Here is a 14,205-nt window from a genome sequence, read left to right as displayed (position 1 = left end):
CCCCTATATCTCCCTATTCAATTTCTAATAATACATCTCCTTCATTTACAAAATCGCCTTCTTGCACATTAATTTTCATAACTGTACCGGCTTCCTCTGAAATGATTGGAATTTCCATTTTCATAGATTCCAAAATGACGACATCCTGCTCTTCCTCTACTGTGTCCCCTACTCCTACAACAATCTTCCAAACGTTTCCTGCCATCGATGCGTATACTTTCGTCATCATTTTTCCCCCTTAATATTGTTAAATCTTATTTTTTAACGAGCTGTTTCGTTACAAAACCCGTTGTATAAATACCCTCTTTGAACACTTCGTCTTCCAAAACTTGCAGTAACATTGGAGTGTTCGTTTTAATACCTTCTACTTTTAATTCTTCTAGAGCATCATGTAATTTCGAAATTGCTTCTTCACGAGTCTCGCCATGTGCAATGACTTTCGCAATCATTGGATCATAGAAAGGTGTAATCGTTACATGATTTTCTAAGAAGTGATCAATCCGTACATTTGACGGTAATGTTAAATCTGTAATTTTCCCAGGTGATGGGAAGAATGTTTTCGGATCCTCTGCATAAATACGAGCTTCAATGGCATGACCACTACGTTTTACATCATCCTGAGTAAATGATAGTTTCTCTCCACTTGCGATAAGGAGTTGCTGTTCTACAAGGTCTAATCCCGTAATTTCTTCTGTCACTGGATGCTCTACTTGTAATCTCGTATTCATTTCTAAGAAATAGAAATTTTTCTGATCATCTACAAGAAACTCAACTGTACCTGCATTTGTATAGCCAAGTGCTTTGGCAGCTTGTACAGCAACTTCTCCCATCGCTCTTCGTGTACCTTCATCTAAAAATGGTGAGGGTGCTTCTTCGATTACTTTTTGATTTCGGCGCTGTACCGAACATTCACGCTCCCATAAATACACTGTGTTACCATGTGTATCTGCTAAAAGCTGAATTTCAATATGATGCGCATCTGCTATATATCGCTCTAAATACATTTCTCCGTTACCGAAGAAGTTTTGCGCTCTTGTTTTATTACTTTCAAACGCTTTGGTGAGCGTTTGCTCAGTTTCCATCAACTGCATACCAATGCCTCCGCCGCCTGCGGATGCCTTAAGCATTAATGGATAACCAATTTGTTTTGCAATTTCAATTGCTTCTTCAGCAGTTTCAATATTTGTAGTAATCCCTGGGACTACTGGGACATCTGCTGCTTGCATTGCGATACGTGATTCAATTTTACTTCCCATCTTCGTAATAATTTCTTCTGAAGGACCGATAAATACGATTCCTTCTTCTTTGCAGCGAACCGGAAAAGACGGATTCTCTGATAATAAACCATAACCCGGATGAATTGCTTCTGCATTTGTCTTCTTAGCTATTTCAATAATTTTTTCAAGGTTTAAATAGCTTTCTTGAACACGCGGTCCACCTACTAAGTAAGCTTCATTTGCCATTTTCACATGAAGGGCATTTTCATCTGCTTCAGAATAAATAGCAACAGTACGGATGCCTAGTTTTTGACAAGTTTTCATAATACGAACAGCGATTTCTCCACGATTCGCAATTAATATTTTTTGAAACATAGTGATTCCTCCCTTTTATCTACATCCTAAATGTCTAGCAATTACGAGACGTTGAATTTCAGAAGTTCCTTCACCAATTTCTAATAGTTTCGCATCACGAATATGTCGTTCAACTTCATATTCACGCATATACCCATATCCACCATGAATCTGTACTGCTTGATTCGCAATACGGCTTGCCGCTTCCGATGCAAATAGTTTTGCCATTGCCGCTTCTTTGCCGAAAGGTTTATCGTTATCTTTTAACCAAGCTGCTTTATGTACTAAATTACGAGCTAACTCTACTTCAGTCGCCATATCAGCCAATTTAAATTGAATCGCTTGGAAATTAGAAATTGACTTTCCAAATTGTTGACGTTCTTTCGCATATTGCAATGCACGTTCAAAGGCTGATTGCGCAATACCAACTGCCAATGCTGCGATTGAAATACGTCCTCCATCAAGTGTATATAAAAATTGTTTAAAACCTTTATTTACATCACCAAGAATATTTTCTTTCGGTACACGAACACCATCAAGTACGATTTCACAAGTATTAGAAGCGCGAACGCCCATTTTATCATAAGGACTAGAAATCGTTAATCCTTCACTAGTAGTAGGTACGATAAATGCTGAAATGCGTTTTCTACCATTCTCTTCAATACCATTGACAGCGGTTACAATAATGGTATTTGCATACTCTGCGTTTGTAATCCAACACTTCTCACCACTGATTACATACTCATCACCATCTAATACCGCTTTCGTTTGAGTACCACCTGCATCTGATCCAGCATTCGGCTCCGTTAATCCGAAGGCACCTAATGTTTTTCCTGACGCCATTGGAACTAAATACTTTTGTTTTTGTTCTTCTGTACCGAAATAATAAATTGGAGAAGCACCTAATGAAATTGTTGCAGCATAGCTTAAACCGGTGCCACCACAAGCGCGACCAATTTCTTCAACTGCTAACGCATACGATACCGTATCGCCACCTGAACCTCCATACTCTTCTGGGAATGGGATGCCTAGTAATCCTAGTTCGCCCATTTTTTGAAATGTTTCATATGGAAACTCTGCAGTTTTGTCATAATATACAGCTTTCGGTGCGATTTCCTTTTCAGCAAAGTCACGTACCATTTCTTTAATCATTTGTTTTTCGCGAGTTAGAGTAAATTCCATTCCGCTACACACCCCTTATCGAATATTGAGTTTCGACAGCGTGCGAGTTTCTACTACAAACATAACAACTTAAAAGACAAAAGTATTAGTTAGACAATTGCTATAATTCTGTCATAACTTAATTTTAAAACAGATTCTGTACTAATGCACAAAAAAATTCCTACATTGTTCTACAACAACATAGGAGATTTTGTGTCGAATTATGTAATTTATTGTTTAATAATCTCTACCTTTTCCTGAATCAGAAATTTCTACTAATGCTTCAGGATATGGTTCGAAATACGTCTGTCTTAATAAATACTTCTCATCAAATCGAATGGCCCATGATTTTAAAATTGTAAGTAAACTACTAAGTGGTATTTTCTTTTCTGCATACTTTTGTAACAGTTCTATAAAATGATCTTTTTCTTGTTTTTTTAGCTTTGTTTTAAAATATCCAAAAATGTGCTCGCATACATTTACATTCGATGTATAACGGGGTGTGCGCATAAATAATTCATATAAAGTCTTCTCATAGTTTTCAAATACCACTTCAATCTTTTCATTTTTGTGATTTGCAATTATACGCCCTAATTCCTTTTGTTTCACCTGATTATATGCCATAAATAAATATTTATTGTCCGACTGAAACGATACAAGGTCTTTCATATTTTTATTATGTTTAATCATTTTGTAATATGCGATTGTAAATAGCCTTGTAAAGAAATGCTCTCTAATAATAAAATTCGACAATCTGCCTTCCTCTTCAATAGGAAGATGCGAAAATTTTTTTATTACTGCTCCGCCAAATAAGCCTGATCCTTTTCCCTTTGCTGGTGCTTTTTCAAAACCAGAATAAATTTTCACATCGCGCGTACCACAACTTGGCGAACGATTCTTTAAAATAAAACCATCCACATCCGGTATCGTTTGTAAAAAGTCATTTGAAAACTGTTCCATTTTTTCAGTTACATCTTCTCGTGTCGACGGTTGCACAAGTCTATTCTCACCATTTTCTTCTACAATTCGTATCGTTTCTCGAGGAGTCCCCAATCCAATCTCGACTTCTGGACAAACAGGTATAAATGTAACAAATGGCTGCAAATTTCGTATTGTTACATCTGGAATCATCTCTCCATTATAACGACAAGCATCAAATTCTAAACATTTACTTACGACGATTGTAGGTTTTGCAAATTGTCGCATCTCATTACCTCCTTATTGCTAGTCCGTATAATATAAATTGTACTAAGATTAACATTTTAAGCAAAGTTTGATGCATTTATTTTTATGAGAAATATATATCCAATGAAATATTAACAATCATTCAACTCTATTTTCTATAAATGTGCGCTCTATTTAATGAGGGTTTAGATATTGTGAAATGAATAATACACACATGCTTCGGAGAACTTAATTATTAAGAAAGGAGGGATTGTTATGAAAAAGAAATTATCATCAATCTTAAGTGTTTTAGCACTATCTATTATGTTTTTAGGTACATCTGCGCAAGCTGAATACGATGGAAATAATATGAACAGAGTTAATAACACTGATATTTCAACTCGAGTAAATGACAATAATTTAGACAGAGTTAATAATGATGTGAGAACTCGAAATGTAAATACAACAAATGATTTAAATGATAATCGTGATAGAAATAATAATTGGGCTTGGCTTGGTTTATTAGGACTAGCAGGATTATTAGGTCTTAGAAGAAGAGACAAAGAAACACGCTGATTTAGAATGTTTTTATTAAACAAGTACTTATTTATCAAAAATATATAATGAAAATAAATCGCCTTTTTAAAGGCGATTTATTTTCACTTAAAAGTAATGTATGTAATTCACACTTCAACGATTAAATTCGTGGAGTTAATCCATACAATATAAATTGAATCGTATTTTCAATTTCCGCTTCATCATCCCATTTTTCTTCAGGCAATAATAAAAATCGTGTTAATAATAAACCTAATACAGCTGATAAAGTAAAACGTAATACGGAAGATGGTGGTATCTCAATTATTTCCCCTTCTTCTTGAAATTTCACAATCAACTTTTTGAAATGTGAAAACAGTTCTGTTTCTACTAATTGCTGTATTTCATTTTTCAGTTCTGGTTGAAATGGTACTTCTTGAATTAATATTTTTATCATAGGAAAGTGTTTTTGAGCAAATTTAAATCTATTATGAATTACAACCCTTAAAAGTCCTTCATACGATTCATACTCCGATTTAAATATTTCTTTTGCAAAGGTTTGTACGAAAAATGGTGCAGCGAACTTAGTTAAAGTTGGCATTACGACCGCTAGTAATAAATCTTTTTTCGTCTTATAGTAGCGGAAGATGGTTCCCTCCGCTACACCAGCACGCTTTGCAATTTCACTTGTTGAAGTTGAAGCGTATCCTTTTTCTCCAAACATATCAACAGCCGCCTCTAATATTCGCATTTGACGTTCATTTCGTTTATCCGTATTAGTTGCAGCTATTAATTCCTCCAGCCAATCTTTCTGCATTTATAAAGCTCCTTTTTGTCATTATTATATTTTGCGATGTTTCTTTAAAGCAAATACATTTCCTACTGCAAATAATAGTGAAAAAAGTAATAACACAGTAAGATCTAATGCAATCTCTGTAAACCCTTGATTCCGAATCATCACTTGTCTTATTGCGTCAGCGCCGTATGTGAGTGGAAATGCTTTCCCTAACATTTGTAGCCACTTGTTCATAGATTCCATTGGAAATAATCCAGAAAAGAAGATTTGTGGCACAATAACAAGCGGTATAAATTGAATCATTTGAAATTCATTATTTGCGTATGTCGATAAAAACGTACCTAATGTTAGTGCAGTTAAAGAGAGCATACATGTAATAAGTAGCGTTAGCCATATGGAGCCAGCTACGTATAAATCTAAAATATAAACGGAAAAGCTTACGATAATAATGGATTGTATAAAGGCAAAGAATCCAAAACCAATAATATAACCTGCGACTATTTCCCATCTTCTTACTGGGGTGGATAATAACCTTTCTAGCGTACCACTTAAACGTTCTCTTACGAAAGATACACCTGATAATATAAATACAAAGAAAAATGTAAAGAAACCAATTAATACAGGACCAAGCCCATCAAACATCGTAAAGTCTTTAGAGCCATGTAAATAATTTACTTCAGGTTTCATAATCGATACATCATTCTTCTCTGTGCTTTTTTGCAATACTTGAAGTACAGCACGATTTTTTGACGAATCACTACCTTCCAACAGAAGTTTCATTTTTCCATTCTCTATACGAAATACTGCATCTACCTTTTGTTTTTCCAACTCAGAAATCGCCTTTTCCTTACTGTATTCATAAATTGACGCTTCTTGATTTTTCATCACTTTTACTATTTGAGCGGGCATATCAACAACAGCAATTTGCGGTATATAGTCTTTCTGTGTAAACACTAGTGACAAAAGCCAAAGTAATAACATCGGTGCTCCAAACATCATTGCTAACGAACGCTTATCTCGAAAAAATTGACGAATAATACGTATAATTACACCAGTAACTCTCATGACGGAGCCACCTCTTCCAGCAAAAAGACATCTTCAATCCGTCCAGATGACACGCGTTTTTTCAATTCTTCAGTTGTTCCAACCGCAACTAGTTTCCCTTCTCTAATTAACCCTAGACGCTCACAAAATTCAGCTTCATCCATAATGTGCGTCGTTACAATAATCGTTGTGCCTTTCTTTTTAAGATCATAAAATTTTTCCCAAATCGTTTTTCTAAGAAGCGGATCTATCCCCACTGTAGGCTCATCTAAAATTAATATTTCTGGTTCGTGAAGGAGCGCTATTGCTAATGATAAGCGTTTTTTCATTCCACCTGAAAATTGTTGTACTTGCTTTTTCATATACTGTGACAATTGTACAAGTTCAAAAACCTGTGCAATTCTTGTCTTTTTACGTTTTCCCTTTAGTCCATACATCGTTGCTATAAAATCTGCATTTTCATATGCTGACAATTCTTCGTATAATGCATCCGCCTGGGCCATATAACCAATTCTTTTCATTTCATTTAAATTAGGCATATTAGTATTATTAACAAGCACTTCACCTTTCGTTGCCTCATTAATACCTGCAATCATTTTAATGAGCGTTGTTTTCCCCGATCCAGAAGGTCCAACAAAACCAAAAATTTCTGCTTTTTCAACTTGCAATGAAAGATTGTGTAACACTTCTTTTTTTCCAAAACTTTTTGATACAGTCCGTAAAATAATTGAAGGTTGTTGCACGTTTCATCCTCCTTTTCCAATGAAATGAGTGAGTACTCACTTTTATTTTACCCTTGCTTAATTATATGTCAAACTTCATTGATTAGTATGTATGTTCAATCAACGATATTAAACAATGAAACAGAGTCGACATTAGAATTTCATTTCCTAAAGCCGACTCTGTTTCATTTAAACTATAAATTTCACTTTACGTTTTTAAATTCATATACTTCCGAATTCTAGCAACATCTAAAGAATATTCAATAACTAATTGCTGTAACGGTAAAATAACTGTGTCAGGATATAAATGTGCATATTGTAATGTTTCTGCATATTTTTCTAATCTTTTTTCTAAATACTTTATTATTTGATCAGGATGACTTACTAATAAACATTTACAATAATAATGTATTTGTTCCTCAATCGCCGTGTATTCTTCAATTTCATATTCTTTATGCATGTGTACACCCCTTTAAGTTTTTTACATGAATTACTTATCACAATTTTCACTCGACAATTTTTAAGTTTTTTGATTATTTACACTATAACAAACAATCAGGGTCAAATTTTGTTACTTTATGTAACGTAGAAAATTTTTAACAAAATTGTAATGTTAACTCCTGCAAAATCCATAAAATCTCTTTACTCACTTTTGTATAAAAAAATCGTACAGCTTAATTTAACTGCACGACTACAATCTCTGGCCTATTCAAAATTCTTTGCGGAATGATACTATTTCCTAATCCTCTACTCACTACCATTGATGTATTTTGTTCTACATATAAACCTGCTGTATATTTAGGTAAAACACCTTGATTTGGAGCAACTAATCCACCGATAAATGGCAATCTAACTTGCCCTCCATGAGCATGTCCCGATAAAACCAAATCCAACCTCTCATTCGTATATTCCTTTATAAATTCAGGCCTGTGGGATAATAACACATTATATCTATCTGGCTGCATTTCAATTTTTGCTTTTTTAATTTCATCTATTATAATATTTCCTTCATCACGGTTTCCAGTACCAAACTCTGGATCATCAATACCTAGCAAGTTTATCTCTTGCTCACCCTTTCGAATGCCTACATGTTCATTCCTTAAAACATTGACACCATATTTCTTCAACTCTTTTTCTAAACTGTTATACTTTCCAGACCATTGTTCATGGTTTCCTGTCACAAAATATACAGGATACTTCTTTACCATTTCTCGTATTAATTGCATACTAACTTCTGCATCGTATGATTTACTGTCAATTAAATCACCCGTAATTGCAATAATATCTGGGTCTATACTTTTTATTTTTTGAATTAACACATCTTGATTATCGCCAAATTTTTTATTGTGTAAGTCTGAAATTTGTAGAATTTTATACCCTTTAAAAGAGGATGGTATTTTACTAGAGGTTATTTTAATCTCAGTTATACTTATTAAATTGTTCTGTAAATATAAAAAGATTGTAAAACCTACTAATATACAAATAATCATTACAATTCTATTAATCTTCTTTTTCATATTTTCTCCTTTACATTCTCATCAAACACTTCTATATGCTAACTGAATTATATTATACTTTCTTGAAATTTATTTAAATTAATAAAATAATACAGTACATGAAATTTCGTATGAGATATGTCATATATATTCGTTATATTTTTACTTTTACCTTTTTAATAATAAGAATACAAAAACGACTCTTATCACAAGAAAAGAGTCGTTTTCTAACTTTATACTTTTAATACTTTCATGTTAAAAATGCGAAAACTAAAATACTATTACCTAAGAGCCTTAACTATAACTTTAGTTGCCTCTGCAATGAGTTGATTATCATAGGTTGCCTCTTTCTCATCTTTACTAGATAAAATTGCGATGATAATTGGTGCTCTATTTGGAGGCCAAACGATAGCAATATCATTTCTTGTCCCGTAACTACCAGCACCTGATTTATCTCCAACTACCCAGTCAGTTGGTACGCCTGCACGAATAAGTTTGTCCCCTGTAGCATTTCCTTTCATCCACTCTGTAAGAATTTTACGTTTTTCAGCTGGAAGTGCATTTCCGACCGTAAAAGCTTTAAGATTCGTAGCAATAGCTTTCGCTGTACTAGTGTCACGAATGTCTCCTGGAATAGCTTCGTTTAATTCTGTTTCAAAGCGATCAGACATAGTAATCCGATCCCCCATATGCCTAAGCGCTTTTTCATATCCTTTCGGTCCTCCTATTTTATTAAATAAAATGTTCCCTGCAGTATTATCGCTTGAACGAACAGCTGCCTCAGCAATTTCTCCTAGTTTCATTCCAGTATCTACATGTTTCTCTGTAACAGGTGAATAATCCACTAAGTCTTCTTTCGTATATGTGATTACTTCATTTAATGAATCAATTGAGTTTTGCTGTAGTAATACTCCCGCGGCTAAAGCCTTGTAAGTTGATGCGAAGGCAAATCTTTCGTTAGGTCGATAAGAGATTGTTTGATTTGTACCAGTATCAATCACATATACACCTAATCGAGCATTAAATTTTTTCTCAAGTTGAGAGAACTCTTTATGCGTTGCCTGATTTTTATGTTTCACTTGTCCAGTCTTTTCTTTCGCTTCAACTTGCAGTGACTCTCCTGTAAAAGCTTCTAGGCTTGTAATACTTAAACCTAATATACCAACGCATATTCCTATTTTTAGCATCCTCTTATTTTTCAAAATCATCATTCCTTCCAAATTTTTAGCACCTTTTTATACGTACACATAATAGACAATCACCGAACCAAATTTGTTCCATAAACTGAAAAAAATTTATAGCTAGTATGAGAGTTATTAACAAAATAAGAGATAGTAGCTATGATCGCCACTATCTCTTATTTCATATTTCATTTTTTTACTTATAAATGGCTTTATATAAACAGGTTCTCTTCCCTGAGAAAAGTATTCTAATTTTGCTTAGAACTACCTGTACTAGTAGATTCAGCATGTATACGTTGCTGTTTCAAATCAAAGTATACATCTAAAACTTCCTTTCCAATTATAGAATTAATTCCATTTTTATCATCATGAAGCCATGGAACTACTACGGAAAATGCTACTTCCGGATTATCATATGGAGCATATCCAACTAACGTTAAGTTGTAACATTCCATACGTTCTCCTTTTGCATTTCTGCCAATCGGGTCATCTCCACCATATACAGTTTGGGCTGTTCCTGTCTTTCCTGCTGGTTTATATGGCGCGTTTTTGAAATATTTCACGCCAGTTCCATCACCTTCTTGGAATACCCATCTAAACCCTTCTTTTATACGATCAATATGTTCTTTCTTCATATCAATTCGATTTAATACGACAGGCTCTATGGAACGTATAACTTTGCCAACCTCTTCTTTTATTGATTGTTCTCGTATTTCTTGTACAATTTGAGGTTGCATTCTATAACCACCATTCGCAATCGTTGAAATATATTGCGCTAATTGCAACGGCGTATACGTATCATACTGACCGATAGAAAAATCTAGTAAAAAACCAGGTTGACTATCTACTTTTCTCGTTTGTCCAATTATTTCATTCGGTAAATCAATACCTGTTGGGACACCTAAACCAAATTGCTTGAAATAATAGCGCATCGTATCAAATGCTCCTTGTTTAATATCTAATGAGCCATTTGGTACGTAATTGACTCCCGCAATTTTTAAAGCTGTCTGGAACATGTATACATTCGAAGATACTTGTAAAGCCCGTAAATCATTAATATTACCAAATCCGGATACATTCCACGATTTCTTAGCTTGTGTACCTTTAAATTTCATCGGTGCGTCATAAAATTGATCTCCTGGATGTATTGCCCCTGTCTCATATCCAGTTAATAAAGTAGCACCTTTTACAGCTGACCCTAGCTCATACGAAGTTGTCATGTTTCCTAATGCCAAATCCTCAACCTCTATTTTCCCTTCTTTTTCTACAATCTTTTTGCCTGCCATTGATAAAATTTGTCCGTTATTTGGATTCGTCATGACAACAAAAGCTCGATCGAGCAGTGGCTCTGAACTCTTAAAAGCTCTCAAGTTTTTCTCTATACTTTCTTCAACTTTCTTTTGTAATTCCATATCAATCGTTAATGTTAAACTATTACCACTTTTTCCTTTAGAGATTATTTCTGTGTTAACAATGTTTCCTGATTTATCAGTAATATTTTTCACTTCTTCTTTTGTGCCGTGTAATACATCTTCATATCGTTGTTCAATATAACTTTTTCCAACACGATCATTACGGTTATATCCACGTACTAAATAAGAATCTAAATTTTCTTTCGGTAATCCTTCTTCACTACTCGTAATATTTCCTAATACAGAACGAAATAAATTACCGTTTACATAATTACGTTCCCAATCAACAGTTGCATCTACTCCTGGAAAATCCGCAAGATTTTCGCTTATCCGCGCATACTCTTCATCTGTTACATCTTTTTTAATGATTTGTGGTGTTAGTTGATAACCTGAACTCATTTTACTTTTAATAGCTAACACCTTTAAATCTTGTGCTGTTAATTCTGCTAATTCTACCTCTGTAACACGACCTCGTCTTAAGTCTTCTATTTTTTTATCTAACTCTTTTCCCTCTATACCCTTTTCTTTAAACTTTTCTATATCTTTCTTAGTAATCTTTGCCTCCGCACGTTTCGAATTCAACTGCATCCAAAAATCTTTTTTATCGATATCTGTTAATTTATTTATATCTTGTTCAGGCATTTCAAGTACTTTCGCCAAGTCTTTTGCTGTTTTTAAAGTATCTTCACTCGTAATTCCCTTCACCCTTGTATACGTAATTGTGCGAAGAGATTTATTATTAACAACTGTTTTCCCTTCTCGATCTAAAATTTGTCCACGTGGAACTGGAATACTAGTTATTGCATTTTGACTACTTTCCACTTGGTTCTTATAAGCCTCTCCCTCAACGATTTGTACCTTTCCTAGCTGCATAATAATAGCTGAGAATAGTACAAATATGCAAAGGAACATTATATTTAATCGAATAGATATATATGTCTTCTGCTTCTTGCCTTTTTGTTCTTTCATAAATCCTCCATTTAATCCTTTCAGGAATTGCTACAAATACTAAAAGCATTCCTTATATATTAGATACCGATAATCGGTTATAAATATCGCCTCAATTTTTTGCTTAATCCTTGTAAGCAACCATTCCTTTTCGTTTAGCTACGGAATTAATAACTCTCCCTTCTTGTTTTCTCTCTATTTTTTTTGCCACTTACATTAGAAGTGCTAAACTGTATAATGACTCTTATTAATCTTACATATAAACTTGCTAGTAAATTTTCATGCTAATTATTCCTTTCTTCATGCTGTAATACTTAATAGACAACCTAAACAATAAAGTTGTTCCACATTTACAAAAAAAATAATTAAATATAAGATGAAATAGGCTACATAAGGGAGGGTTATATGTTACATACAAGAAGATGGAGATTTTTTGCGATTCTTTCTATTGTAGGTTTGATTTTACTGATTTTATTAAAAATCAACTTCATTTCAATTACTATCGCAACTTCTTCAGCTGAAAGAGGAAAGATTTTTGATAAAAATGGTGTAATGCTCGCTACAAATAAGAAAGTTAAGTCTCTATATTGCACTTCTAATGATGAAAAGCTATCGAAACAAGATACATCAAACACATTAGCTTTTTTCAACCAATTTTCAAGCGAGTTTCAACATGATATTTCTACAGAGAACATAAAATCTCAATTACAACAATCTTGTAAAAAGCAGACTATGAATGATATACCGTTATACTCTGATATAAATGAGAATGAACTTGCATTCATAAACAAAAACAAACCCAATAATGTAATAATTAAAGATGAATGGATTCGATATTACCCTAAACACGAAATTGGTTCACAAGTAATTGGGTATGTAGAAAATGACCTTAATTCAAAGCATATGGCTGTTGGAAAAAACGGGATTGAGCTGCAATATGAAAATGATTTAAAAGGAAAACCAGGCAAAACTCTTATTTTTAAATTGAATAATAAAAAGTTCTTATGGAACATTCAAAAAGTACAAAAAGGAAAAGACGTGCGGCTAGCTTTAGACTCTGAGTTGCAGCAAAAGGCAGAAGAAGCATTAAAATCTCAAATTAAGAAAACACCTGATGCTAAAGCTGGTTATGCTATAGTGAGCGATGCAAAAACTGGCGCAATTTTAACTATGGCCAACTCGGTAGTTTTTGATCCAAATATATTAAATACACATGTATCTTCTAGAAAAGAAAACATTAAATCTCTTTCGCAAAATAAAGCAATTCAAAAATTAAAGTATGGTGAATCTTATGTAAATATGGCTTCTACTATAAAACCACTTACTATTTTAATTGGATTAAACGAAAAGCTTTTTCAACCAGAAGATACTTATTTAGATAAAGGTACTTTTCAGTATGATAATCAAAATAACATTACGAATGCGCCTGAAACACCAACAGGGGAGATTACACCGAGGCAGGCTATCATTAATTCATCTAACACATTTATGACAGCAAAAGTAGCTCTGCCCTTATTCAACCAAAATAATGGAAATATAGAAAAAGTGGCACATATATGGACAGATTATTTAATGCAATTCGGCCTACGTTCTAAAACTGGGATTGATTTACCCTTTGAAGAAGACGGACAATATGAATTCCATCCATCTAATAAATTTGAAAATGGGATTTCAGCATTATTAAATGCCTCTTGGGGAGGAAATGAAGTGCATACTCCTCTTCAACTCGCTCAATATGCAGCAACTTTGGCAAGTAAAGGCGACAAATATAAACCTCAAATCGTAAGTGCGATTATTGGTCAAGATGGTAAGGAAACCAAAAAGTTTAAACCCATTTTAGAAAGTTCAAATCGTTACCCGATGAACTTTTGGAGTGTCGTGCAAGGTGGGATGAGTCAAAATATAGAGGAAATTAAAAAGTTGCCCTTTGACGTCGCAGGTAAAACAGGTATTACAGGTTTTCCAAATGAGCAAGCAAGAATGATAAATCACTCTCTTTTCATTGCGTATGCTCCTACGGAAGATCCACAAATTGCCGTTTCTGTCGTTATCCTTGGTAGTAATTCAGAAAAAAACATTGCCGCTCTCGTTACATCAGAAATTTTAGAGTACTGGAATACTCTTCAAAAAGACAATAAAAACAAAGAGGAAGGTTCATTTAAGTGAACCTTCCTCT

General features: G+C 33.8%; 13 protein-coding genes. 2 read left to right on the top strand and 11 right to left on the bottom strand.

The window, feature by feature from the left end; translation table 11 throughout:
• Positions 1–13 precede the first annotated feature (13 nt).
• The 4 genes from BAQ53_RS11910 to BAQ53_RS11895 all read right to left on the bottom strand — a co-directional run bounded on the left by BAQ53_RS11910 (position 14) and on the right by BAQ53_RS11895 (position 3,938).
• The gene (locus tag BAQ53_RS11910; protein WP_001987345.1) at positions 14–229 is read right to left on the bottom strand and encodes an acetyl-CoA carboxylase biotin carboxyl carrier protein subunit; all 216 of its coding nucleotides are present in this window, start codon (positions 227–229) and stop codon (positions 14–16) included.
• Between the two features lie 25 nt (positions 230–254).
• Positions 255–1,592, bottom strand: a complete 1,338-nt coding sequence (locus BAQ53_RS11905) for an acetyl-CoA carboxylase biotin carboxylase subunit (protein WP_000486751.1) — start codon at positions 1,590–1,592, stop codon at positions 255–257.
• 15 nt (positions 1,593–1,607) lie between these two features.
• Positions 1,608–2,753 carry an acyl-CoA dehydrogenase gene (locus BAQ53_RS11900; protein WP_000397279.1) on the bottom strand — a complete coding sequence of 382 codons (1,146 nt, stop codon included), beginning with the start codon at positions 2,751–2,753 and terminating at the stop codon, positions 1,608–1,610.
• 216 nt (positions 2,754–2,969) lie between these two features.
• A complete protein-coding gene (locus BAQ53_RS11895) occupies positions 2,970–3,938 on the bottom strand; it encodes a YbgA family protein (protein ID WP_001248641.1) in 969 nt (322 codons plus the stop codon).
• A 234-nt stretch (positions 3,939–4,172) separates the two neighbouring features.
• On the opposite strand from BAQ53_RS11895, the gene BAQ53_RS11890 reads away from it, so the two are divergent.
• Positions 4,173–4,472, top strand: a complete 300-nt coding sequence (locus BAQ53_RS11890; protein WP_000728151.1) for a WGxxGxxG family protein — start codon at positions 4,173–4,175, stop codon at positions 4,470–4,472.
• 121 nt (positions 4,473–4,593) lie between these two features.
• Here the strand turns inward: BAQ53_RS11890 and BAQ53_RS11885 are convergent, their stop codons facing one another.
• The 7 genes from BAQ53_RS11885 to BAQ53_RS11855 all read right to left on the bottom strand — a co-directional run bounded on the left by BAQ53_RS11885 (position 4,594) and on the right by BAQ53_RS11855 (position 12,050).
• Positions 4,594–5,247: a TetR/AcrR family transcriptional regulator gene (locus BAQ53_RS11885; protein ID WP_208906873.1), complete on the bottom strand. Its 654-nt coding sequence runs from the start codon at positions 5,245–5,247 to the stop codon at positions 4,594–4,596.
• 24 nt (positions 5,248–5,271) lie between these two features.
• Entirely contained in the window at positions 5,272–6,291 is a 1,020-nt protein-coding gene (locus BAQ53_RS11880; protein ID WP_001266725.1) for an ABC transporter permease, read from the bottom strand.
• Positions 6,288–7,013, bottom strand: coding sequence for an ABC transporter ATP-binding protein (locus tag BAQ53_RS11875; protein WP_001187072.1), 726 nt, complete (start codon positions 7,011–7,013; stop codon positions 6,288–6,290). Before BAQ53_RS11875 ends, BAQ53_RS11880 begins: the two co-directional genes overlap by 4 nt.
• Before the next feature lie 187 nt (positions 7,014–7,200).
• Positions 7,201–7,452 (bottom strand): hypothetical protein, encoded by a 252-nt coding sequence (locus BAQ53_RS11870; protein WP_000548621.1) that lies wholly within the window; start codon positions 7,450–7,452, stop codon positions 7,201–7,203.
• Between the two features lie 214 nt (positions 7,453–7,666).
• Positions 7,667–8,509 carry a metallophosphoesterase gene (locus BAQ53_RS11865; protein ID WP_061884181.1) on the bottom strand — a complete coding sequence of 281 codons (843 nt, stop codon included), beginning with the start codon at positions 8,507–8,509 and terminating at the stop codon, positions 7,667–7,669.
• Positions 8,510–8,769: 260 nt separating this feature from the next.
• Complete coding sequence (gene bla / locus BAQ53_RS11860; RefSeq protein WP_002164025.1) at positions 8,770–9,696, bottom strand: class A beta-lactamase Bla1; 927 nt, start codon at positions 9,694–9,696, stop codon at positions 8,770–8,772.
• 221 nt (positions 9,697–9,917) lie between these two features.
• On the bottom strand, positions 9,918–12,050 hold the full coding sequence (locus tag BAQ53_RS11855; protein ID WP_000662992.1) for a peptidoglycan D,D-transpeptidase FtsI family protein: 2,133 nt from the start codon (positions 12,048–12,050) through the stop codon (positions 9,918–9,920).
• 384 nt (positions 12,051–12,434) lie between these two features.
• Between BAQ53_RS11855 and BAQ53_RS11850 the strand changes: the two genes are divergently transcribed.
• Entirely contained in the window at positions 12,435–14,195 is a 1,761-nt protein-coding gene (locus BAQ53_RS11850) for a peptidoglycan D,D-transpeptidase FtsI family protein (RefSeq protein WP_000903418.1), read from the top strand.
• Positions 14,196–14,205: the final 10 nt, after the last annotated feature.

The sequence above is a fragment of the Bacillus sp. B25(2016b) genome, assembly GCF_001679765.1.
GTDB lineage: Bacteria > Bacillota > Bacilli > Bacillales > Bacillaceae_G > Bacillus_A > Bacillus_A thuringiensis_K.
The sequence above is the reverse complement of the archived record's forward strand: the minus strand, read 5'-3'. Positions and strand labels throughout refer to the sequence as shown.

Coding starts and splice junctions, on each gene's coding strand:
- BAQ53_RS11900 (WP_000397279.1), bottom strand. CDS start 2,753: ATGGAATTTACTCTAACTCGCGAAAAACAAATGATTAAAGAAATGGTA.
- BAQ53_RS11855 (WP_000662992.1), bottom strand. CDS start 12,050: ATGAAAGAACAAAAAGGCAAGAAGCAGAAGACATATATATCTATTCGA.
- BAQ53_RS11895 (WP_001248641.1), bottom strand. CDS start 3,938: ATGCGACAATTTGCAAAACCTACAATCGTCGTAAGTAAATGTTTAGAA.
- BAQ53_RS11885 (WP_208906873.1), bottom strand. CDS start 5,247: ATGCAGAAAGATTGGCTGGAGGAATTAATAGCTGCAACTAATACGGAT.
- BAQ53_RS11910 (WP_001987345.1), bottom strand. CDS start 229: ATGATGACGAAAGTATACGCATCGATGGCAGGAAACGTTTGGAAGATT.
- bla (WP_002164025.1), bottom strand. CDS start 9,696: ATGATTTTGAAAAATAAGAGGATGCTAAAAATAGGAATATGCGTTGGT.
- BAQ53_RS11905 (WP_000486751.1), bottom strand. CDS start 1,592: ATGTTTCAAAAAATATTAATTGCGAATCGTGGAGAAATCGCTGTTCGT.
- BAQ53_RS11865 (WP_061884181.1), bottom strand. CDS start 8,509: ATGAAAAAGAAGATTAATAGAATTGTAATGATTATTTGTATATTAGTA.
- BAQ53_RS11870 (WP_000548621.1), bottom strand. CDS start 7,452: ATGCATAAAGAATATGAAATTGAAGAATACACGGCGATTGAGGAACAA.
- BAQ53_RS11880 (WP_001266725.1), bottom strand. CDS start 6,291: ATGAGAGTTACTGGTGTAATTATACGTATTATTCGTCAATTTTTTCGA.
- BAQ53_RS11890 (WP_000728151.1), top strand. CDS start 4,173: ATGAAAAAGAAATTATCATCAATCTTAAGTGTTTTAGCACTATCTATT.
- BAQ53_RS11850 (WP_000903418.1), top strand. CDS start 12,435: ATGTTACATACAAGAAGATGGAGATTTTTTGCGATTCTTTCTATTGTA.